This is a genomic window from Roseateles depolymerans, from assembly GCF_003387155.1.
Taxonomy (GTDB): Bacteria; Pseudomonadota; Gammaproteobacteria; order Burkholderiales; family Burkholderiaceae_C; genus Roseateles; species Roseateles depolymerans.
Genome location: NZ_QUMT01000003.1, coordinates 504,780 through 526,210, shown reverse-complemented (window position 1 = coordinate 526,210; position 21,431 = coordinate 504,780). Strand labels below are relative to the sequence as shown.

The window sequence follows — 21,431 nt, the reverse complement described above, 5'->3', positions numbered from 1 at the left end:
CGCTTACAGGTCGAACCTCAGCTCCGCCGTGTAGCTCCGCTGCGGATAGTTGTGGAAGTTCCAGAACTGGTAGTTGTTCAGGTTGTCCACGCCCACGGCTGCACTCCACTGCTTGTTGAAGCGGTAGAGCACCCGCGCGTCGAGCGTCGCGTATTTGCTCACGCCCTGGTAGGTGAAGCCGTTGACGTCCGCATTGTTGAGCGTGCGGTACTGGCGTCCGCTGTAGCGACCGGCCAGGGTGGCCGTCCAGTGCGCATCAAAACGGTAGCTGGCCACGGCCGTCGCGCGCCAGCGCGGGATGTTGGGCTGCCATTTGCCGACGGTGTCGCCGGGCGTGGTCACGAAGCCCTGGTTGCGCTTGATGCGGGAGTCGGCATAGGTCACGCTGCCCGAGAGATCGAGGCCCTGGAGTCCCCAGTCATTGGCGGACACCGTGGCTTCCAGGCCCTTGGTGGCGATGTGATCGACGTTCTGCACCCGGCTGATGTTCTTGTTGGCCGTAACGTCGAAGGTGGTCTGGGAATAGAGCGAATCGCGCGTGTCTTCAGCAAAGAAGGTCAGGCGAGACGACCAGGCCCCCACCGTGGTCTCGGCACTCAGCTCGCCGGTCCAGGACTTTTCCGGACGCAGGTTCGGATCGTTGATGTACTGCGAGTTGGTGGTGGAGGTGGCCCCGTACAGCTCCGAGACCGTGGGCATGCGGACTGCGCGTCCCACCGATGCCTTCAGCACCGTCTGCGGCAGCCACTGCCAGGACAGCGCTGCCTTGGGTGACAGGTCGTTCACACGCCGCGATGCATAGCTTTGCGAGGACGTCCCGGAAAAATCGGTCCGTCCGTCGGAAGCTGTCCAATGCTCCGCCCGCAGGCCCAGCACCGCCCGCCAGCGATCGGCCAGGTCCCACGCATCCTGCGCATACACGCTTTGCAAACGCGTGCGGCCTTGCACACTGCTGGCCAGGGTGCCGGCCTCGTCGGTCAGGAAGTTGCCGGCGATGCTCAAGGTGCGGTAGCGCAGCTGGTAGCGGTCCTGCTGAACGCCGACCTCCACCGTGTGCTGCGCGGAGGGACGCCAGATGCCCCGCGCGCTCAGCGTGGTCCAGCCGGTGCCGCTGCCGTCCGCCAGGGTGCCGGGCCCGCCGGCCAGTGCGGCCGGCTGCGGGTTGCTGGCGGCATTCTGGCGCTTGCGGTCGCGCCGGTAGTCGTACTGGCTGGCGGAGACGCCCCAGTCCCATTCACCACCGCCATGGCTGAGTACGGAGACGCCCTGCATCACATGCATCAGGTCTTCGCGCGTGACGGCGAAGTCGCCGCCCGTCAGTGCCTGGCTGCCGGTGTACTGCAGACCTTCGATGCGGATGGGGCCGCTGTAGACCGGCGCGCCGGTCGCGTCCTTCAGATAGCTCCTGGCATTGCCGTCGGAATCGTTTTGCCAGACCCCCAGCAGGTAGCTGGCCCGCACGGTGGGCGTGAGCTCGTACGCCAGCTTGATCTTCAAGTGGTCCTGGCGCGTGGTGTATTGGGTGCCGGACCCGAGCACCAGCCACGGCTGGTTGGCCGTGTTGGCGCCGGGCACGGCACCGGTCACGGGCGTGCCGGCGGTGCCCGGCGTACCGGCGCTTTTGAGTCGGGTGGCAAAGGTCAGGGGTTGGCCCAGGCTGTCGGTGTGATGGACATTGATCCACCAGGACAGGTCGCCCGAGCGGCTGCCAACGGACGCACTGGTCTGCCAGGCATGCTCGTTCTCGTCCGTGCCGTAGAGCCGCATCGGCTGCAGGACATAACTGGCCTTGGCATGGGCTTCGAACTTCGTCGGCATGCGGGTGATGAAGTCCACCACCGCGCCCACCGAGTTGCCGGCGTACGCGGCGGAGAACGGTCCGTACATCACGTCCACCCGTTCGATTTCTTCCGGGGTCACCAGGCCCCAGCGGGGCGGGAAGGACAGTCCGCCCACGCCGTTGCCGAGGTAGTTGGACAGCAGGATGCCGTCCGCATACACCGCGGATCGGGCGCTGTTGCCGGTGCCGGATGCGCGGCTGGACAGGATGGCGTGGTTGTAGTCGCCGATGTAGCGCTTGCGCACCAGCAGGCTGGGGAAGTACTTGAGCGCATCCTCGCTGTCGGTGGCGTTGATCGTGCGCTCGATGTCCTGCGCCGTCACGCTTTCCAGGGTGGTCGGAATATTGGTGGGCAGGGAGCTGGGACGGCTGCCTCGGACGGTCACCATGCCCAGCGTCTTGACCGGGGTGTCTGCGGCTTGGTCGGCGTCCTTGGATGTCGGCGACGCAGGTCCAGAACGGCCACGAAGCGTCGCTTCCTTGGGGGCAGAGGCTGGGAGGGGTGGGACCGGGGTGCCGGCCTGAGAGGACGCTGCGGATGCAGCGGTGGAAGCAGCGGCGGTTGGCGCCGACGCGGCGGTCGCGGATGCAGAGGCGGTGGCGGTTTGCGCCCAGGCGCAGGAAACCGGCGCGAGCGGATATGCCGTGGCCAGGGCGGCCACGATCAGGGTCTTGTTCATGATGTCGGCTGTGCAGGCGCCCCCGGGCCTGCTTCAACGAGCAAGCCCCGGGTGCGCGGAGGCAGATGAGGGTGCAAAGACAAGGCCACGCCCCGAGGGGACGAGCGACCCAGCCATCAAAGGCTCGTGGACCGAGCCGTCAGCCGATCTGGGGAGGGCCTCTGGGTTGCGCCGTCAGCCACGCATGCAGCGTGTAGGGCGCCTGCAGGAAGGCCGGTGGCAGGGTGTGCGCAGGCAGCGCCGGCAAGGCGGCGAGCGGCGACGGAGGCATGCCCAGCGCATCCGCATGCAGGGAGCAGTAGGGGCAATGGTCCAGCAGATGCGCGGGGGACTGGGGCAAGTCCTGTCCCGGGTCCGCCGTGCTGGTCTGGACCCAGCGGGCACCGCCCACGCCGCAGATCTCCTGCCATTCGCGGTCCGCGCCCACCACTTGCGACACCAGCGGCGCAACAGCCATCATCAGGATGGCCACAAGGGCCATCCAGAGCGTGAGGCGTTTGGCGCTGCGGGAAGCAAACATCGCGCGATTCTAGAGGCGCGTCCGCCGGGCCGCGCAGCAATCCATCAACTTCGTGGTGGGCGAGACATCCGCCGCAGGGGCTGCCGGCCTTAGCATCGGGCGTGGGCATCGGCATTGCCGCTAGCCAAGCCTTTGAGATGGGGAGACTGACATGGACCCGAAGACCGGCGGATGCCTATGCGGCGATGTGCGTGTCATTGCCAATGGCGCGCCGTACCGCGTGGGGGTGTGCCACTGCCTGGATTGCCGCAAGCATCATGGCGCGCTGTTTCATGCGTCGGCCATTTATCCGCAATCAGCCGTGGCGATTTCGGGGGACACGCGTGAATGGGCAGGACGCCATTTCTGCGTGCGCTGCGGCTCTTCGGTCTTCGCCCGATCGGGCGACGAGGTGGAGGTCAGCCTGGGCGCCTTCGATGAAATCGACCAGTTCCAGCCGACCTACGAGCTGTGGACCGTCCGTCGCGAGTCCTGGCTGCCGGCGTTCCCGCTGTCGCGCCATTACCGGCACGACCGCGACAACCCCGGCCGCTACGAAGACGATGACTTTCGCCCCTGAGCCTCAGCGCGGCTGCAGCACCCGCTTGAAGTGCGCGGCCATCGTCGGCCCGACCGCATCGGCGCGGTCCAGCACGCTCATGTGGCCGGCTCCTGGCAGCGCATGCAGCGTGGCGCCGGTCAGCTCAGCGGCCAGCAGTCGCGCCATTTCGCGGGCCGTGGCCGGTGACCTCTCCCCGGCCACCAGGGTGACGGGCATGGGCAGCCGATAGGCCTCGAACGGGCGCGCATCCACCGACACCGATTTCACTTCCAGGTGCATCTTCCAGCCCACCCGGCGCATCGCTGCACGGGCGCGCTCCCCCATGGCCTGCCACGCACCGGGGCCGTTCCAGTAGTCGATGAACCGCTGCAGCCAGGTCTCGTCGCCGCCGTTGACGTCATCGTCGAAGAAGCTCGCATCGCTGTAGAGCTGCCGCACATCGGCCGCCGCGGCCGGGTCGATCTCATCGGCGCGGGCGCGCAGCGCGGCAAACACCACCGGCTCGTACAGGTAGAGCGACTTCACCCGGTCCGGCTGCTGACGTGCCAGCTCCAGGGCCAGCAGGCCGCCGTATGAATGGCCCACCAGATGCAGGTCGCCTTCCACGTCGGCCAACTGGCTGGACAAGGCCGCCACGTCTTCCGCCACCCGCACCTGATCCGGCCGGCGCACTTCATCCCCCGGCGCATAGCCGCGATTGAACGGCGTCAGCACCGTCGCCTCGCCCGGCAGGGCTTGATAAGGACTCCACATGAAGGGGCCCAATCCCGTGGAATGCAGGAAGACGACGGTGGGTGTCATGGCGCTGCTTGCAGAATGAAAGTCATCCGACTTTACAGGCGCCGTACACCTCCGCGTCCCCGGACCCCTTGCCATCGGGCGCTGCCTGCGAGCGCTGCGCGGACATCCATCCCGGGGGCCGCCAGTTTCTGGCAAAACACGGCCCTCCCGAGGGCTTGAGCTGACGCATGGCTTCCCGGGCCGCGAGGTACGCCCGAAGCTGGGCATCGGTCAAGGGACCGTGCGCGGTCTTTCGCGCCGGCAAGGGCTCTGCGGAGAATCTGCCTGATCGTGCCATCTGTCTCTCCTACCTGAGCAGCAGGTTGTTCAGACAGGCAAAAATTCTGGGCAAGCCTGAAGTGGATTTCAAGATCCCCTGGGCGAGTCGGGGCCATTGGGCGCTGCTCGCTCCGAGGTGCCCGGGGATGTTTGAGGTCGTGTTCGCCGCCCCCTTGGAGCGCCCAGACTTGAAATCTTCGCGCCCGCGCCCATGTACAGAGGAACTGTGATTCAGCCCCTGTCAGCACCATGAGTTCATCCACCGATGCAAGCACGCGCGTGGTCCGACTGCCGGCCACGCTGAACAATCTGGCCCATCTGGCCACCATGCTGGAGAAGCTGGAGCGAAGCGGCCGCGCGCCCGACCCCGGCCAATACCGTCAGCTGGTGGCGCGTGTCAGCGCCGAACTGGCGCAGCAGGCCGGCCATGTGGCCCTGCCGCAGCTGCTGGAAGTGTTCCCCGCCACGGCGGAGCTGTATGAGAACCAGCAGTACGACGTGGCAGGACTTTGCCTGAGCCCGCTGGACCGGTCGGTGCAGACCGAGCAGGCCGCACGCGACGCGCTGGCAGCACTGCGGCAGCGCTGAACCCCGGCCTTGCGCTGGCCGATCAGTTCGCCGCCGCTTCCTGAATCAGCGCCGCCACTTCCTTCGGATGCGACACCATCAGCGCGTGGGATCCGTTCTTGATGACCACCGTCTTCTTCGACTGCGCCCGCTCCGCCATGAAGGCCATGGCCTGCGGCGGAATGTTCAGGTCGCCGGTGCCGTAGATCGACCAGCTGGGGATGCTCTTCCAGGCGGGCGCCGGTGCGGCTTCCTTCAGCGCGGCAGCGGCAATTGGACGCTGGGTCGCAGCCATGGCACGCGCCTGGGCCAGCGGCACATCGGCGGCGAACTGCTTGGGGAACTTGTCCTGCTGCACGTACAGGTCTTCACCGCCGTCCGCCAGCTTGACCGGTGCTGCCAGCGTGGGCGGCAGGGTGGAGCCCGGGAACTTGCCGGTCAGGTCCAGTGCGCTTTCGCCCTGGTCCGGCGCAAACGCCGCCACATAGACGAGCGCCTTCACATTGCTCAGCCCGTTGGCTGCTGCGGAGATCACCGCACCGCCGTAGGAGTGCCCGACCAGCACCACCGGCCCGTTGATGGACTTGGCCAGTGCCGCCACGGCGGCACCATCTCCGGCGACGCTGCGCAGCGGGTTGGCGGCGGCAATCACGGTGTAGCCCTTCTTGGACAGCTCGGCATAGACGCCGTTCCAGCTGGAGGAGCCGGCAAAGGCGCCGTGCACCAGGACGATGGTGGGCTTGTTGTCGGCGGCGAGCGCGGCAGACGCGGCCAGGCTGAGGGTGCTGACGGCCAGAAGGCCCTTGAGGAAGTTGCGCATGGCGTGTGCTTTCGTTGTGGAAGCTTGTGACGCCACAACGATAGGTCGCGCAAGGCGGCTCCGCGTCTCTCACCTGGCCAGTCGGCCAGATACAGACGGGAGCCGCGGCGGTGTCCCCGATGGGAGAGGACGCCGCCCGTTTTACTTTGCGTTGATGATCACCGGAATGGTCGCCATCGAGCTGCGTCCGGCGCTGTCGGTCACGGACACCTGGATCCACCAGTTGCCGGTCACCGGCGCGGGCCAGGAGACGGTGGTGGTCGCCATGCCGAGCGAGGTGCTGAACTTGATGCCCGCCTGATTGCTGGCCAGCGACAGGCCCGACAGGCTGGCGCCCGCATCGGTCAGCGAAATCGTGCCGCTCAGGGCCTTGCCGGCCACGCCGGTGAAGACCGTGCTGAAGACCGCCGGGCCGGTGCTGCTGCCCACCATCAGGTTGATCACCCCACTGCCCACCAGGCCTGTCTTGGTGTCACGGGCAGACACGGTCACTGCATAGGTGCCGGCGACCGGGCTCGGCCAGGACAGCACGCCCGTCCCGCTGATCGTCATGCCAGCGGGCGCGCCACTCAGGCTCAAGGTGTAGGCATTGGCCGCCACCACCGACACCGACGTGCTCCAGGCCGTCCCCGGATTGAGGGCGATCTGGCCGGATGCCACCTGCGGCGCGCCTGCGGGGTTGACCACCACCACATAGCTGCCGGTGGACGACAGGCCGGTCTGCGTCGTGTCCGCACGCAGGGTGAATCGGAAGGTGCCGGCCACCGGGCTGGGCCAGGTGAGCAGGGCGCCGTTGACGGTGGGCGCGGTGAGCGTCATGCCCGCCGGTGCGCCGACCAGGCTCAGCTTGACGGGATACCGGTCCCCGGCCGACACCGGCACGCTCAGCGCCTTGCCGACGGTGGTGGTCAGGCTGCCGCTGCTGACGATAGGCGGCGGCGGCGGTGCAATCACCACGGTGTAGACGCCGCTGCCGGTGAGGCCGTTCTTGCTGTCCTTGGCGGTGACGGTGACCTTGAAGCTGCCGGTGACCGGTCTCGGCCAAGTCACGCTGCTGCCGGACAGCACCATGCCGGCCGGCGCGCCGCTGAGCGACAGCGTCACCGGGTTGGTGGCCGACACGGAAGGCGTGAAGCTCAGGGCCATGCCGTAGTTGCCATTGACCGTGGACGCCACCACGGTCGGGGCGACCGGTGCCACCGGGGCTGTGGCGCTGGCCAGCAGGTTGACCATGTTCAGCCCGTTCGGCGTGCCCAGACCCGTCGGCGCTTCATAGCCGGCGCGTGCCGCGCAGATGACGCACAGGCCGTTGCTGCCGGCCGTCACGTCCAGGAAGGCGGTGGCGTAAGTCGTTGCATTGGACAGCGCCTGGTACAGCGCTGCATGGGGGGCACCCATGGGCCCCTTGCCGGCCTGCGCCCGCTGGGCATTGGCCACGGCGGCGAGGCCCGCCCATTGGGGCGCGGACATACTTGTGCCGCCCGTGGTGACCCAGCTGACCTGGCAGAAGGTGCAGGTCGTCTGGTTGGGAATCACCGCCACATACTGGCCGGTGGTCGGATCTGCATTCATCGACACATCGGCCACGGCGCGCCGGGTGATGGCGGTGTTGCGCAGCAGCGTGGCGTTCTGGTAGCTGGGCAGGGCCACATAGGCGCTGATGCCTCCGCCGGCCAGGGACCAGGCCGTCTCGGTGCGGGCGCCGGTGCCGCTGTAGCGCAGGCTGGTGCCGCCCACCGCCACGACGGAGGGAGACGCAGCGGGCCAGTTCACCGCCGTGCCGCTGTCCCCGGTGGCCGCGAAGTAGGTCATGCCGGACGCCTTGAAAAGCGACTCGTAGTTGCTGACATAGCTGCCTTCAGGCGCGCCGAAGCTCATCGACACCACACCGGGCCCCATGCGGTTGGCCAGTTGAATGGCGCTGCCCAGCGCGTTGAGGCTCGCGTCGCTGCCCTCCACCAGGACGATCCGGGCCAGCGGCGCGATGGCATGGGCCCACTGCACGTCCAGCGCGATCTCCGTGGCCCATTGCGCGTCATAGCGCGGGAAGCTCGCGGCGATGGTGCCACCGGTGCCGCTGGCCACCTGGTAGAACTCGCAGGTGGTCGCCGTGGTGGACGGCGCTGGCAGCGGCAGGGTCGCGGTGGGCGACAGGGTTTTCCGGGTGCAGGCCGGCAGACCGAACTGGCTGCTGAAGGCCGACAGTTCGCCGAAGGCATAGGGGTCGTGGAAGGCGTCCACGATGTAGATGGTCTGGCCGGCTCCGAGCTGCGCCGCCTGCAGGGCTGTCAGCCCGGTCAGGTTGCTGGGCACCGGCGGCAGGCCGTAGGCCGCGCGGATCTGCGCCGGCGTGTAGGTGACGCTGGCGGCGGCGGTGGCCTGCGGTGAGGCGTTCGTGCTCAAGACCGTGGCGCGTCCCGTGCCGTCCGCGACCTCCTGGAAGGTCAGGGCCCGGGTGGACATGCCCTGGCGAGAGGCAGGGATGGACACCGACCGCGGCTGCTGGTGCGCGCTGCTGGAGCTGCCGTCGCGGTCCACCTCGGAGGGGGCGCCCGGCAAGACCGGCGACAGGTGATAGGTCGGCTGCATCTGAAGGGATGCGGCCAGCGCAGCGGCCGATGCCGCGGAGGCGGCGGCGGCCGGTGATGTGCCAGGGGTGGCTTCGGAGCCGCCTCCGCCGCATCCCGCCAGCGTGAGGACCAGACTCGCCAGGAACGCGGCGGCCAGGGGGCCGGCGCGGTAAGAGCCGGGAGAGGCCAAAGACGGAAGATGCTGCATGGCGACTGTCGGTGAAACCACGCGCGCAGCCACTCACCGGGCCGTCTCGACGGCCCTGCGGCGGCCCCGCTGCCGTGGCATGGGTTACATGCGGTAGGCCGGAAGCTTTGCGCCCCAGCCTTTCGACTGGTTTGCCCTTTTTGCGGGACTGCCCTTCAGGGAAACCCGCAGTCACGAATTGTTTCGACGGCAACGAGCGAACGCAAGGGCGCAAGACGCCCCCATCCGCTTTCCGTACACCGCACTTCAAGAAGCTGTGCGGTCATGCACGAGGCTGCGCTATCTGTGCCGTGGGCTCAGCGCAGCTTCAGGTTGGCGCGCCGGCCGGGCCTGTGTTTGTCGAGGCAGCCATCTCTCTTTACCTTTCTTTGAGGCCGCCTGACGCAGGCTTATCGGTTGCCGACGCATCATCTTGGCCACTGATCTGCGTGCCATGACTTCACTCTTTCTATCGAATCTGACGAGCCATCAAGCCCTGATGGCGGAGCTGTCCGTGCTGGACACGACCATCACCGACGCGGGCGATGTTCTCGCGGCGCTGCTGGGCGCCGGTGGCAAGCTGCTGTTCTGCGGCAATGGCGGCTCGGCGGCCGACTGCCAGCATCTGGCCGCGGAGCTGACCGGTCGCTTCATGAAGGACCGACGCCCGCTGGCCGGCCTGGCCCTGAGCACCGACAGCTCCGCGCTCACCTGCATCGGCAACGACTACAGCTTCGACGATGTGTTCGCCCGCCAGGTGCATGCGCTGGGCCGACCGGGCGATGCCTTGCTGGCCATCTCCACCTCGGGACAGTCCCCCAATGTCATCAAGGCGGTGCAGGCGGCGCGAGAGATCGGCATCTACACCGTGGGCCTGCTGGGCCGGGACGGTGGCCCGCTGCGCTCGCTGTGCGACGCGGCCATCGTGGTGCCGGGCCAGGTGACGGCCCGCATCCAGGAAGCCCATCTGCTGATCGGCCACACGCTGTGCGGCCTCATCGAATCCGGTCTCGGTGTGGCATGAGCACCGAGCTCAGGATGCCGCCCCTGCCCTCGCTGGCCGCATGCCGGGTGCTGGTGGTGGGCGATGTGATGCTGGACCGCTACTGGCATGGCGTCGTGGAACGCATCTCGCCGGAAGCACCGGTGCCGGTGGTTCGCATGGAGCGGGAAGAGGATCGACTGGGCGGCGCGGCCAATGTCGCCTTCAACGTCACCAGCCTGGGCGCGCAGGCCAGCCTGCTGACGGTGACCGGTGACGATGCCGCCGCCGATGCGCTCAGACGCCTGCTGCTGCACAGTGGCGTGGAGCCGCTGCTGATGGCGGACGAAGGCATGTCCACCATCGTCAAGCTGCGGGTGATCGGACGTGCGCAGCAGCTTCTGCGCATCGATGTGGAACAGCCGCCGGCCGCTGCGGCACTGGCGCGCCTGGAAGCGGCCTTTGCCGAGCAGGTGCACCAGCACGATGTGGTGCTGTTCTCTGACTATGCCAAGGGCGCCTTGACCCCGATCGATCGGATGATCAGCCTGGCCCGTGCCGCCGGCAAGCCGGTGCTGGTGGACCCCAAGGGCAACGACTACCGCCGGTATGCGGGCGCGAGTCTCATCACGCCGAATCGGGCTGAACTGACCCAGGTGGTGGGCCCATGGCGGGACGAGGCCGATCTGGTCCGGCGCGTGCAGGCGCTGCGTGAAGAGATCCAGGTGGCGGCCATCCTTCTGACCCGGTCCGAAGAAGGCATGACCTTGTTTTCGTCCGAGGCCGTCCAGCATGAGCCCGCTCGGGCGCGGGAAGTGTTCGACGTCACCGGCGCGGGCGACACCGTCATCGCCACGCTGGCGGCGCTGGTGGCAGCCGGTCAGCCCCTGGCCACGGCCATGCCGCTGGCCAACAAGGCCGGTGGTATCGTCGTTGGCAAGTTCGGCACCGCTGCCGTCCGCTACGAGGAACTGGCCGCATGACTTTCCCCGCGTTGGACACCAAGCTGCTGGATGCCCGCGCCTTGACCGACGAGGCGCTGGCCCAGGCGCTGGAGGGGTTGCCGCGTCCCTGGGTCTTCACCAACGGGGTGTTCGATGTACTGCACCGCGGCCATGTGAGCTACCTGCATGCGGCTCGCGAGCTTGGAGGCAGCCTGCTCGTGGCGATCAATTCGGACGCCTCGGCGCGCGGCCTGGGCAAGGGACCGGACCGCCCCCTGAACCGCGAGCACGATCGCGCCCTGGTGCTGGCCGGTCTCGCGGCGGTGGACCGGGTGCTGTTCTTCGATGAGCCTACGCCCTGCGAGCTGCTGGCTCGCGTGCGTCCGGCGCTGTATGTGAAGGGCGGGGACTACGACATGGCGACGCTGGCCGAGACCCGTCTGATGGCGAGCTGGGGCGGAGCGTCCCTCGCCATTCCTTTTGTGTTGGGGTACTCCACCACGTCGCTGGTGCAACGCATCCGGCAGAACGGTTTGCGGTGAGCGGCCGCAGCGCAGCCTTCCTGGACCGTGACGGCGTGATCAATCTCGATCACGGCTATGTCCATCGCTGGGAAGACTTTCAGTTTGTGCCGGGCGCCGTGGAGGCGCTTCGTCGCCTGCAGGCCGCGGGGCACGCGCTGGTCATCGTCACCAACCAGTCTGGGGTGGCGCGCGGCTTGTATGCCGAGTCGGACGTGCGGGCGCTGGGCGAGCGGCTACGCGAGCATCTGCACGGCGAGGGCATCCAGCTCGACGCCATCGAGTACTGCCCGCATCTGCCCGGCGCGGCGGTGCCGGCCTATGCCGTCCACTGCGACTGCCGAAAGCCCGAGCCGGGCATGATCCTGCGGGCGGCACATCGGCTGGGCATCGACCTGGCGCGGTCGGTGATGGTGGGTGACAAAGCTTCCGACATGGAGGCGGCGCAACGGGCGGGCGTGGGCCGAGCGTTTTTAGTGGCGACCGATGGCGTGGGGGAGCCGGACGACTTGCTGTGCCCCATGGCCCGCACCCCGCGCTGCCACACCTCGCCCTGCCGCTCCTTGCAGGACGCGGTGGACCACTGGCTTGCCGAGGCGGGCTCGTCACACCATCCGTAGTGACTGTGCCTGCCGGGCGCCCGGACCCGGTGACGTGCCGCCCGTTGACACCCTCAGCTGAAGCACCTGCTGCATCACCTGTTCCGCCCGGATGTCCTCCAGGGACGGCGCCTGCATGAGGGTGATGTGCACCGGGTCATGCTCCAGCGGTGGCCGCGGGCCGAGCACGATGGTGGTGGACGTGCCCACCGCCGCCGCGATGTTGGACATGCCCGTGTCGTTGCCGATGCAGGTCTGCGCCAGCGACAGCACCGCGACGCTGTCCGGCACCGGCAGGTCGGTCAAGGCCATCACCTGCCGGCGCAGCGGCTGCGGCAGGCCGGACAGGATCTCCAGCGACAAGGCGGTTTCCGCCGGACCGCCCAGCAGCACCACACCGTGGCCCCGCGTCGCCAGCAAGGTGGCCAGCGCGGTGAAGCGCCGCGCACCCCACTGCTTGTAGGTTTCCGACGCGCCGATCGCCATCACGTGCAGCGGCCAGGGCAGGGCCTGCAGTCGCTCGCGCATGCGGTGCACCGCATCGGGCCGCACGGTCAGTCGCGGCACGACCGGACCATGGCACCAGCCGTGGGCCATGGCCAGCGCGGTGGCGTCGTGATACAGGCCGACGGCCGGGCCCTGGTAGAGCGCAATGCGCGGCCCTTCGGTCAGCAGTCGACGTTGCAGCCAGGTAGTGCCGTAGCCGATGCGCGTGCCGATGCCCGCGCGCAGGCAGGCCACCAGGGTGCGTCCGGGGCGGTCCGAAAACAGCACCATCCGGTCGAGCTGCCGGCAAGCCAGCTCCGCGCCGAAGCGCAGCGGCCCGGTCAGCCCGCTGTGCCGCCCGCGTCGCCCTTCGCTGCGACGAGGACGGCGGTCGTAATCGATCACCTCCCGCACCCAGGGCTCATGACCCAACAGGTCTCGCGCGCGGGTGGACGGCGGCACCACCACGGTCACCTGGCCGTCTCGGCTGGTGGCGGCCACCAGGCGGAAATACTCGGCATGCCACACCAGGTCGCCCATGCCGTTGTGGCGCATGTGGACGGCGGTGGCGGGGCGGGGATCGGCAGCGGATGAAGCGGATGAAGCGGAATTCACCATCGGAAGATTCACGTCAGGGCGGCCTCGCGCAGGGGCACCGTCTCGGAACGGCGCAGGGTGGCCAGGACCTTGGCCACCACATCGCCGGGGGTGATGTCCTCCAGCCGGGGCGCCACCAGCGCCCGCAGCGTCTGCGGGTCATGTTCCAGCGGCGGCCGGGGCCCCAGGATGACCCAGGTGGGCGTGCCCACCGCGGCGGCGATGTTGGCCGCCCCGGTGTCATTGCCCACGCACACGTGCACCAGCGACAGCGCAGCCACCGTCTCCGCCACGCTGCCATGCGTGATGGCCCGCACGCACGGGCGCAAGGCGGCGGCCATGCTGTTGATGACGGTCTGGGTCAGCACGCGTTCTGCCGGTCCGGCCAGCAGCACCACGCCGCAGCCGGCATGCACCAGGCTGGTGGCGAGTGCGGAGAAGCGGGTGGCGCCCCATTGCTTGTAGGGCTCGGAACTGCCGACGGCCAGGGCCACCAGCGGTCGCGGCAGGTCGACCAGACGCTGGCGGGCGACCGCGAGCGCATCCGGGCGGACCACCAGGCTGGGCACGATCGGCTCGGTCGCCCAGCCCTGCGCGATGGCAAAGGCGGTCACGTCCTGGTAGGCCTTCACCGCCGGACCGCGATAGGGCTCGATCCAGGGACCGCGGCTCAGCAACAGCCGCTGCAGCCCGTTGCTGCCGTAGCCCAGCCGCTCTGGAATGCCGGCAATGTTGGCGACGATCGACCGGTTGGTGTGATGGGTCAGCAGCACGATGCGCTCAAACCCCATCGGCCGCAGCTCCCGGCCCATGCGCACCAGCCCCGCGATGCCGCGGTGCCGGCCCACCCGGCCTTCTTCGCGGCGGGGATGGCGGTCGAAATCGATGACCTCCCGCAGCCAGGGTTCATGGCCGACGAGGTCCCGAGCGAAAGTGGTGGGCGAGGCGATCAGGGACACCTGGCCTTCGCTGCTGGTCTCGGCAATGCGCCGCAGGTAGGGGACATGCCAGACCAGATCGCCCATGCCGACCCACTGATGCAGGACGGCGGTACGAGGGCGGCGGACGGCGGGGTGGGTGGAACTCATGGGCACAGTCGGGCGAAAACCGGCTGCATCATGGGCCCAGCGCCCCGGCTGTGGAGAGAGCTTTACCCAATCTTTGAAAACCGGCCAAGAAACTTGGCAATCGCTGCGCCCGGGCCGTGTTCATCGGGTTCGTTCGTGTCGGACGTGACACAAACCGCGGTGCCGATCCGCTCCAATCCGATCAGTCCAGGTCCATGGTGAAGGTCAGGCGATTGCCAAACGGGTCCTTCACCGACATCTCCCGGCTGCCCCAGGGCATGTCCTCCAGGCCGGGACGTGCATAGCCGTACTGCTTGCCGATCAGCTCGCGGTGCAGCGCCTCGATGTCGGTCGTGTCGATACGCACCGCGGCGCCGGGGCAGGCATCGCCGTGATGCTCGGTCAGGTGCAGCACGCAGCCATCGCGTGACACCTGCAGGTAGAGCGGCAGGGCGGGCTCGAAGCGATGGGCCCAGTCCTCCTGGAAGCCCAGGAAGTCGATGTAGAACTCCCGGGCCTTGGCCTCGTCGAAGATGCGCAGCAAGGGAACGGTCGCACCAAGGGTCATGAAAACATCCGGCAAGGGTCATGAGGCCCGCACCACCGCAGGCCTCTGCGGGCCATTGTGGAGCAAGGCGTGCACCTGTCGGAACCCCTGTGCGCGCCCTGGCAATCGACACGCCTTGGGGACGCTTTGGACACGCCTGGCCGGGGCCCACGCAGGGGACAGCGGTGTCGCCGCCAGCGGTGACGCCTGTCGCTGTCCATCCCCACTCAGAGCGGCAGGATCAGAGCTTCCGCATCACAACAGACCGCTGTGTGGTCATTCAAAGGAAGACAAATGCGCACACCTGTGAATTCCCTCGCCTGGCGTCCCACGATCACCGGCCTGCTGATGGGCGCCTCGATGGCGCTGTCGGCCAGCCTGGCCCACGGCGAGACCATCCTATTCGTCGGCAACAGCTTCACCTTTGGGGAAGGCTCCGCCGTGAAGTACTGGAATGCCGGCACCGTGACCGACCTGAACCAGGAAGGCATCGGCGGCATCCCGGCCCTGTTCAAGGCCTTCACCGTGCAGGCGGGCCTGAGTTATGACGTCAGCCTGGAAACCGCGCCCGGCCAGGGCCTGGACTATCACTACAACAACAAGCTGGCGGTGCTGGACAAGGCCTGGGACAAGGTGGTGCTGCAGAGCTACAGCACGCTGGACGCCAGCCGTCCCGGCAATCCGGCCAAGCTGGTGCAGTACGCCGGCCTCTTGGCCGATGCCTTCAAGGCCAGGAACAGCCAGGTGGATGTGCAGTTGATGGCCACCTGGTCCCGCGCGGACCAGACCTACCTGCCCAGCGGCGCCTGGTACGGGAAGGATATCTACCAGATGGCCAAGGACGTGAATGCCGGCTATGAACTCGCCGACGCCACCTGGGACACCGTCAGCGGCGTGATTCCGGTCGGGCTGGCCTGGAACCGCGCCATGACGCAGGGCTTTGCCGACACCAATCCGTACGACGGCATCGACCCCGGCAAGGTCAAGCTCTGGGCCAACGACAACTATCACGCCAGCCTCTACGGCAGCTACCTGGAGGCCCTGACGGTCTTCGGCCATGTGACCGGCCTGGACCCGCGCAGCCTGGGCGCCAATGAGACGTCCGCCGCCCAGCTGGGCCTGACGGCGGGGCAGGTCTCCGCCTTGCAGCAAATCGCCTACGAGCAACTGGCCGCCCCGGTGCCCGAGCCGTCCACCTACGCCATGCTGCTGGCCGGCGTGGGCCTGCTGGTGATGTGGCGACGCCGCGCCGTCAAGGCGTGAGCCGCTGCTCCGCGCGTGCCAGCAGGCTCACCACCGAACCGATGACCAGCAGCGAGGGCGGCGCCAGGCCGTGGTCCTTCACCAGGCCCGGCAGGCCGGCCAGGGACGCGGTCCACACCTGCTGCTCGGGCCGCGTGGCATAACGGACCACGGCCACCGGCGTGTCGGCCGGCAGGCCGGCGGCCTGTAGCTCGCGTGCGATGGTCTCCACGCCGGTCATGCCCATGTAGATGACCACCGTCTGTCGCGGCTGCGCCAGCGAGGACCAGTTCAGCGCCAGGGTGTCGTGCTGCAGATGGCCGGTGACGAAGATGCAGCTGTGGGCATGGTCGCGATGGGTCAGCGGGAAGCCCAGCGATGCAGCAGCGCCCACCGCCGCGGTGATGCCGGGCACCACCTGCACAGGGATGCCCGCCTCCATCAGCGCCTCCATTTCCTCGCCGCCCCGGCCGAACACGAACGGGTCGCCCCCTTTGAGGCGCACGACCCGCAATCCGGCCCGGGCCTTGTCGACCATCAGCGCGCAGATGTCCCGCTGCGCCCAGCTGTGGCGACCGCCGGCCTTGCCCACGCTGATGCGCTCGACCGATGCCGGCAGCTGGGCCAGCACGTCGTCGCTCACCAGCAGGTCGTGCAGCACCACGTCCGCCTGCTGCAGGCAGGCCCAGGCCCGCACGGTCAGCAGGTCCGCGGCACCCGGGCCAGCGCCCACGAGGGCCACGCTGCCCGGGGTCAGGAGCACCTGGGACTTCAAGCGTTGCCTCCGCTGCCTTGTGGGGCCTGCGCGACCGCACAGGCGCCGGCGTCCTCATCGTCCGGTGACTGGGCCTGATGGAAGACCAGGTCCTCCACCGGCTTCCCACCGCACAGATGCTGCTCGATGATGCGGTCCATGTTCTCCGGCGTCACGTTGTAGTACCAGGTGCCGTCGGGCTGCACGCAGACGATGGGTCCGCCCTTGCAGGCCGCAAAGCAACTGGCCCGCGTGCGTTTGACCCGCAGCGGACCGGCGGTCAGGCCGGCCGCCTTGAACTTGTCACCCAGGCTGTCGAACAGCACTTGCGACGCACCGTCGCTGGTGCAGCGCTCACCGGTGCAGACGAGGATGTGGCGGCGGTATTCGCCGATCTTGGGCTTGATGACGGGGGTCTCGCTCATGCGGCGTCCTCTTCAGCGGGGGCCGGTTCCTCTGGCAGCGCATCGGGCTCGGCCAGCACCGCGCTGATGTAGTCCTGCGGCAGGCGGTGCTGACGGGCCAGGGTGGCCACGTCCACGCCCTCGGCATGGTCCGCGCGGATCTGCTCCAGCCAGCCCAGCAGCCCGGTGGAGAGGGACCGTCCGGCCTTCTCGCCCTCGCGGGTGCTGCCGCCGTCCTCCAGGTCGTACTTGTTGGCATAACCCCGGGGCGTCACCATCAGGCCGTGCCGGATGAAGGTGTTGCTGTTGCCGATCAGCACGGTGCTGAGCATGCCGATGTCGGCCTCCGCCATCTGGTCCAGCGTCGTGAAGACGATGTTCTGGCGGCGCCGATAGCCGCTCTTGACGATGGCCACCGGCGTGTCCGCCCGGCGGTGGCGCAGGAACAGGCGCTGGGCTTCCACGATCTGCCGCGTGCGTCGGCCGCTCTTGGGGTTGTAGAGCGCCACCACGAAGTCGGCCATGGCCACGGCATCCAGCCGACGGGCAATCGTCGGCCAGGGCGTGAGCAGGTCGGACAGGGAGATGGCGCAGAAGTCATGCGTCAGCGGTGCCCCCACCAGCGCGGCGCAGCTGTTCAAGGCCGAGGCGCCGGGGATGATTTCCACCTGCACGGCATCGTCCGGGGTCCAGCCGGCCTGGAAGAGCACCTCGTAGGTTGGGCCTGCCATGCCGTAGACGCCGGCATCGCCCGACGAGATCAGCGCCACCTTCTTGCCCTGACGCGCCGCTTCCAGGGCGCTGACGGCACGGTCCAGCTCTTCGGTCATGGACTTGCGGATGATCTCCTTGCCTTCGATCAGATCGGCCACCAGCTTGATGTAGGTGACATAGCCGATGACAACGTCGGCTTCGGCAATCGCGGCGCGGGCCCGCTGGGTCATGTGCTCCACGCTGCCGGGGCCGATGCCCACCAGCATGATTTTTCCCGCGAGGGCGGCGGGGGTCTCAACGAGATCGGTCATGACGTCTTCCTTGCAATCGATACGGTGGCGTGGCGCTCGTCGCGGCCACGGTGACGCAGTTTTTCCACCACCAGGGCGGTCATCGGGGTGTCCGGGCCGGCGGCGAGCAGGGCGGCGGCCTCGCTGACCGACGGCGTGCCGGTGTGGCGGCGCACCGTCTCGGACGGGTTGGGCACCGGCACGCCGGCCAGCACCTCCGGCGGAAAGAACTGCAGCGGCCAGCGCCGTGCGGCGGCCAGGTCCAGCAGGCCTTGTTCATCGGCCTTGAGCGTGATGCTGGCCACGCCCACCACCTGGCTGGGCTGCGCGCCGGCCAGCTGCAACGCGGCGTCCACGGCTTCCAGCAGCGTGGCCAGGGACGTGCCGCGGTCGCAGCCGATGCCCAGGGTCAACCGGGGCTCGGTCATGCGCGGCCTGGCTGAGGGGCGCCTGCAGGGCCCGTGGCGCAAGCGTCCGCGGGGACCGCATCGCCTTCCAGCGGAGGCCGATACACCACGAGGCGCTCATGCAGCTGCTCCCACAGCGAGGCCGGCACCGGCGCATGGGTGACCCACAGCACCGCCGCAAAGCGCGACAGGTCCACGGCGTCGAATCGATCGAAGCGGTGCACCGTCGCGGGCAGCGGCGTGGGCCGGATCCACCAGTTCGGACTGCCGGCCTCCTGCACGAAGGCGATCGGCTCGCCATTGACCACATGGGCCGACACCCGGGTGATGTTGATCTTGGGCGCTTCCACCCGCCAGCCCAGATGCCGGCCGAGGATGTCCACCGGAATCGTCTTGCCCACGTCCGATGCGGTGGTGAGCACCGGTGTGGCGCCGATCAGGTCGGCCACGCGTTCACTCCACTCATTGGCCCCGCCGACATGGCCGGACAGCACGGGGATGACGTACTGGCCGGCATCGTCCACCACGATCACACCGGGGTCCACGTCCTTGTCGCGCAGATGCGGCGCGATCAGCCGCACCACGGCACCGAGCGAGACGAAGAAGATGAGCTGGTCCTGCTCCGCGAACAGCGGGGCGATCTGGTCTCGCAGCGCGCCGTCATAAGCCCGCACGGTGTTGGGCAGGCCGGCAAAGGCGTCGGCGAACTTGGCGGAGGTGCAGACCTGGGCCTGCGGCAGCGCCGCGGCCAGGCGGGCGGCCTGCGCAGCGCCGTGCTTGGTGATGGCCACGAGGCACAGCCGCGGCTCGGTCGTGCCACCAGCGGCGCCGGCATCACCCGACGCGGCGGTCAACGGAGCGGAGGTGGGCAAGGAAGTCTTGAATGAGGCGGTCATGGTGTGTCCACGGAGTCCGGAATCGGGCTGCTCTTCTTGAGGCAGCCCTTGATGCGTTCACCGCGGATGCGGTGCGGGTTTTTGACGATGAGCAGCGAGAGGTAGCTGACCTTTTCGCCGCGCAGGGCCAGCAGCGCCGGTCCTGAGACCCGGCGCTCGTCCGGCGCCCCCACGCGTTCGATGAAGTGCGCGCCGTCCAGCAATTGGCGACGCTCCAGCCAGTCGATCAGCTCACCGATCAGCGGCTTGATCTTCATCAGCACCAGCGTGTCGAAGTCGGGCAGCAGGCGGTCCACCGCGCTGACGCCGTAGGCCGCCGGCACGATGGCGACGGTGTCGTCCTGCTCGGCGAACGGGGTGTCCACACTGGCGCAGGCGGCGGTGAAGGCGTTGACGCCGGCAATGACCTGCACCGGGATGGACGGGTCCAGCGACTTCACCGTGCGGGCCAGATGGCCAAAGGTCGCATAGGTGCTGGCGTCGCCCTCCACCAGGAACAGCACGTCCTGCCCCGCCCGCAGCCAGGGCAGCACCGTGTCCGCCGCCTTGAGCCAGGCGCGGGCGAGCTTCTCGCCGTCGTGGGTCATCGGGAACAGCAGCTGGCTGTGGGTGGCCGGCGGCGTCAGGCCTGCGCGCTGCACGATGTCGAAGGCATAACTGGGCGTCTTGCCGCTGCGGGCGGGATAGACCCAGACGGTGTCGGTCCGCTGCAGCGCCTGCCAGGCGGCGCGCGTGATCAGGCCCGGATCACCCGGCCCCAGCGAGATGCCCCACAACCGGCCGGGGCCAGAGCGGGTGACGGCGAGGGTCTCACGCATCACGCGGCTCCTTGGCAGCCTGCCCGGCAGTGAGGTCCGCATCGGCCTCGTGGCGTTTGTCGCCACTCTCACCCCGCCACGCGCAGACGATCCAAACAGGGTTCTCCGCCACCATGCGATGCATGTGCAGGATGGGCTTGCTGCGGGCCGCCTGCAGCTGCAGCACATCCCATTCGACGCCCTGGTCCTGCAGCGACTGCAGCGCGGCGGTGGCAGTGGCGAGGTTCTCCAGCGTCACGAAGTTCATCACCAGCCGGCCCTGCGGCCGCAGTCGCTCCAGGATCAAGCCGATCAGGGACGCCAGCTCACCGCCGGAACCCCCGATGAACACGGCATCCGGCGCGGGCCAGCGGTCCAGTCCCTCGGGCGCCTTGCCGTGGTGCAGGCTGTAGTTGCTGACGCCGAAGGCCTCGTGATTGCGGCGGGCGATCGCCACATCCGCCTCGTTCTTCTCGATGGCCAGCACATGACCCCGGGGGCACAGCCGGGCCGCTTCCAGCCCGACCGAGCCGGAGCCCGCACCGATGTCCCACACGGTGCTGTCGGCGCGCAATTGCAGACGCGCCAGGCTCACCGCGCGCACTTCCTGTTTGGTGATCAGGCCCTTGTCCGGCTGGCGCTGGTGATAGGCCGCGTCCGGCAGCCCGAACACCACTGGCCGTGGCACCGGCACCTGGCGCCACAGCAGCACCACATTCAGATCGGCAAACGCCATTTGCGCCGCTTCCGCGACGGTGAGCTGCGGCAGCACACGCTCCTGCGGCTGCAGCAGCCGCTCGGCCACCGCCATCTGGAAATCGTCCCCCAGGCCCTCGGTCAGCAGCAGACGGGCGATCCGGTCCGGACTGTTGCAGGGGCTGGTCAGCACCAGCAGCCGGTCATGGGCCCGCAGTGCCTGGGCTAGCGGATACAGCCCGTGGGCCGGCGTGCTGCCGCGCGTCCACTCCCCGGCGTCCTTGCCGTGGGCCGACACGATGCGCGCGTCCTGCCAGGCCAGGCCGATGCGGGCGCAGGCCAGTTGCAGCGTGGAGAGATTGGGATGGATCTCCAGCGCGTCGATGCACAGATGCTGGGCCAGGTAGGGGGCAATGCCGTGGCACAGCGGGTCGCCGGTCGCCAGCACGATGCAGCGCTGCAGCTGTTCGCGTGCGGCGCGCACCCAGTCGGGCACGCGGGTGAGGGCGCCGGTGAGGTCATGCCGCACGGCGCCGGGCTTGAGCCAGGGGCTGAACAGCTCCAGCGTGCGCCCGCCGCCGATGACCACATCGGCCGAGCGGATCAGCGCACCGGCCGTGGCACTCAGGCTGGCCATGCCGTCATCCAGCACGCCGATCACATGACAGGGGTTGGGATCTTTCACAACAATTCCTTGGTGGACC

22 protein-coding genes and 1 riboswitch are annotated in these 21,431 nt (G+C 68.6%); of the genes, 7 read left to right on the top strand and 15 right to left on the bottom strand.

Translation table 11 applies throughout. From position 1 onward, the window contains the following. Positions 1 to 3: 3 nt before the first annotated feature. Positions 4 to 2,520, bottom strand: a complete 2,517-nt coding sequence (locus DES44_RS16155) for a TonB-dependent receptor (RefSeq protein ID WP_232309914.1) — start codon at positions 2,518 to 2,520, stop codon at positions 4 to 6. A 139-nt stretch (positions 2,521 to 2,659) separates the two neighbouring features. Next, complete coding sequence (locus DES44_RS16150) at positions 2,660 to 3,040, bottom strand: DUF2946 domain-containing protein (RefSeq protein ID WP_058933724.1); 381 nt, start codon at positions 3,038 to 3,040, stop codon at positions 2,660 to 2,662. Between the two features lie 151 nt (positions 3,041 to 3,191). On the opposite strand from DES44_RS16150, the gene DES44_RS16145 reads away from it, so the two are divergent. Beyond that, the gene (locus DES44_RS16145) at positions 3,192 to 3,599 is read left to right on the top strand and encodes a GFA family protein (protein WP_058933725.1); all 408 of its coding nucleotides are present in this window, start codon (positions 3,192 to 3,194) and stop codon (positions 3,597 to 3,599) included. Positions 3,600 to 3,602: 3 nt separating this feature from the next. Here DES44_RS16145 and DES44_RS16140 read toward each other — a convergent pair whose 3' ends face one another. Beyond that, on the bottom strand, positions 3,603 to 4,382 hold the full coding sequence (locus tag DES44_RS16140) for an alpha/beta fold hydrolase (protein WP_058933726.1): 780 nt from the start codon (positions 4,380 to 4,382) through the stop codon (positions 3,603 to 3,605). 507 nt (positions 4,383 to 4,889) lie between these two features. On the opposite strand from DES44_RS16140, the gene DES44_RS16135 reads away from it, so the two are divergent. Continuing rightward, positions 4,890 to 5,228 carry a hypothetical protein gene (locus tag DES44_RS16135; protein ID WP_232309915.1) on the top strand — a complete coding sequence of 113 codons (339 nt, stop codon included), beginning with the start codon at positions 4,890 to 4,892 and terminating at the stop codon, positions 5,226 to 5,228. Between the two features lie 22 nt (positions 5,229 to 5,250). Here DES44_RS16135 and DES44_RS16130 read toward each other — a convergent pair whose 3' ends face one another. Both DES44_RS16130 and DES44_RS16125 read right to left on the bottom strand, forming a co-directional pair. After that, positions 5,251 to 6,027, bottom strand: a complete 777-nt coding sequence (locus DES44_RS16130; protein WP_058933727.1) for an alpha/beta fold hydrolase — start codon at positions 6,025 to 6,027, stop codon at positions 5,251 to 5,253. A gap of 141 nt (positions 6,028 to 6,168) precedes the next feature. Continuing rightward, on the bottom strand, positions 6,169 to 8,805 hold the full coding sequence (locus tag DES44_RS16125; protein WP_198164889.1) for a S53 family peptidase: 2,637 nt from the start codon (positions 8,803 to 8,805) through the stop codon (positions 6,169 to 6,171). A gap of 56 nt (positions 8,806 to 8,861) precedes the next feature. Then, positions 8,862 to 8,951: riboswitch (cyclic di-GMP riboswitch) on the bottom strand. Positions 8,952 to 9,238: 287 nt separating this feature from the next. Here DES44_RS16125 and DES44_RS16120 point away from each other — a divergent pair. Genes DES44_RS16120 through gmhB form a run of 4 tightly spaced genes read left to right on the top strand, consistent with a single transcriptional unit; the run spans position 9,239 to position 11,851 of the window. Continuing rightward, on the top strand, positions 9,239 to 9,808 hold the full coding sequence (locus DES44_RS16120; protein ID WP_058933729.1) for a D-sedoheptulose-7-phosphate isomerase: 570 nt from the start codon (positions 9,239 to 9,241) through the stop codon (positions 9,806 to 9,808). Beyond that, a complete protein-coding gene (rfaE1, locus tag DES44_RS16115) occupies positions 9,805 to 10,749 on the top strand; it encodes a D-glycero-beta-D-manno-heptose-7-phosphate kinase (protein ID WP_083525296.1) in 945 nt (314 codons plus the stop codon). The genes DES44_RS16120 and rfaE1 overlap by 4 nt, the downstream gene beginning before the upstream one ends. Then, positions 10,746 to 11,252 carry an adenylyltransferase/cytidyltransferase family protein gene (locus tag DES44_RS16110; RefSeq protein WP_058933731.1) on the top strand — a complete coding sequence of 169 codons (507 nt, stop codon included), beginning with the start codon at positions 10,746 to 10,748 and terminating at the stop codon, positions 11,250 to 11,252. Before rfaE1 ends, DES44_RS16110 begins: the two co-directional genes overlap by 4 nt. Next, a complete protein-coding gene (gmhB, locus tag DES44_RS16105) occupies positions 11,249 to 11,851 on the top strand; it encodes a D-glycero-beta-D-manno-heptose 1,7-bisphosphate 7-phosphatase (RefSeq protein WP_083525297.1) in 603 nt (200 codons plus the stop codon). Before DES44_RS16110 ends, gmhB begins: the two co-directional genes overlap by 4 nt. Here gmhB and DES44_RS16100 read toward each other — a convergent pair. The 3 genes from DES44_RS16100 to DES44_RS16090 all read right to left on the bottom strand — a co-directional run bounded on the left by DES44_RS16100 (position 11,837) and on the right by DES44_RS16090 (position 14,548). Next, a complete protein-coding gene (locus DES44_RS16100) occupies positions 11,837 to 12,934 on the bottom strand; it encodes a glycosyltransferase family 9 protein (RefSeq protein WP_083525298.1) in 1,098 nt (365 codons plus the stop codon). The two genes, gmhB and DES44_RS16100, sit on opposite strands and share 15 nt — an antisense overlap. An 8-nt stretch (positions 12,935 to 12,942) precedes the next feature. After that, positions 12,943 to 14,001: a glycosyltransferase family 9 protein gene (locus DES44_RS16095; protein ID WP_083525299.1), complete on the bottom strand. Its 1,059-nt coding sequence runs from the start codon at positions 13,999 to 14,001 to the stop codon at positions 12,943 to 12,945. A 181-nt stretch (positions 14,002 to 14,182) separates the two neighbouring features. After that, the gene (locus DES44_RS16090; RefSeq protein ID WP_058933734.1) at positions 14,183 to 14,548 is read right to left on the bottom strand and encodes a glyoxalase superfamily protein; all 366 of its coding nucleotides are present in this window, start codon (positions 14,546 to 14,548) and stop codon (positions 14,183 to 14,185) included. 273 nt (positions 14,549 to 14,821) lie between these two features. Between DES44_RS16090 and DES44_RS25665 the strand changes: the two genes are divergently transcribed. Further along, on the top strand, positions 14,822 to 15,790 hold the full coding sequence (locus tag DES44_RS25665; protein ID WP_232309916.1) for a PEP-CTERM sorting domain-containing protein: 969 nt from the start codon (positions 14,822 to 14,824) through the stop codon (positions 15,788 to 15,790). Here DES44_RS25665 and cobA read toward each other — a convergent pair. The 7 genes from cobA to DES44_RS16050 are packed head-to-tail and all read right to left on the bottom strand — an operon-like array spanning position 15,780 to position 21,418. Next, positions 15,780 to 16,532 (bottom strand): uroporphyrinogen-III C-methyltransferase, encoded by a 753-nt coding sequence (gene cobA, locus DES44_RS16080; RefSeq protein WP_233441654.1) that lies wholly within the window; start codon positions 16,530 to 16,532, stop codon positions 15,780 to 15,782. The genes DES44_RS25665 and cobA overlap by 11 nt on opposite strands. Before the next feature lie 8 nt (positions 16,533 to 16,540). Then, positions 16,541 to 16,948 (bottom strand): (2Fe-2S) ferredoxin domain-containing protein, encoded by a 408-nt coding sequence (locus tag DES44_RS16075; protein WP_058933736.1) that lies wholly within the window; start codon positions 16,946 to 16,948, stop codon positions 16,541 to 16,543. Beyond that, on the bottom strand, positions 16,945 to 17,952 hold the full coding sequence (gene cobJ, locus DES44_RS16070; RefSeq protein ID WP_083525300.1) for a precorrin-3B C(17)-methyltransferase: 1,008 nt from the start codon (positions 17,950 to 17,952) through the stop codon (positions 16,945 to 16,947). The genes DES44_RS16075 and cobJ overlap by 4 nt, the downstream gene beginning before the upstream one ends. Next, complete coding sequence (locus DES44_RS16065) at positions 17,949 to 18,359, bottom strand: cobalamin biosynthesis protein (protein WP_058933737.1); 411 nt, start codon at positions 18,357 to 18,359, stop codon at positions 17,949 to 17,951. The genes cobJ and DES44_RS16065 overlap by 4 nt, the downstream gene beginning before the upstream one ends. Beyond that, a complete protein-coding gene (locus tag DES44_RS16060) occupies positions 18,356 to 19,234 on the bottom strand; it encodes a cobalamin biosynthesis central domain-containing protein (RefSeq protein WP_083525301.1) in 879 nt (292 codons plus the stop codon). The genes DES44_RS16065 and DES44_RS16060 overlap by 4 nt, the downstream gene beginning before the upstream one ends. After that, positions 19,231 to 20,052 carry a precorrin-2 C(20)-methyltransferase gene (gene cobI, locus DES44_RS16055; RefSeq protein WP_058933738.1) on the bottom strand — a complete coding sequence of 274 codons (822 nt, stop codon included), beginning with the start codon at positions 20,050 to 20,052 and terminating at the stop codon, positions 19,231 to 19,233. Before cobI ends, DES44_RS16060 begins: the two co-directional genes overlap by 4 nt. After that, entirely contained in the window at positions 20,045 to 21,418 is a 1,374-nt protein-coding gene (locus tag DES44_RS16050) for a bifunctional cobalt-precorrin-7 (C(5))-methyltransferase/cobalt-precorrin-6B (C(15))-methyltransferase (RefSeq protein WP_058937171.1), read from the bottom strand. Before DES44_RS16050 ends, cobI begins: the two co-directional genes overlap by 8 nt. Positions 21,419 to 21,431 lie beyond the last annotated feature (13 nt).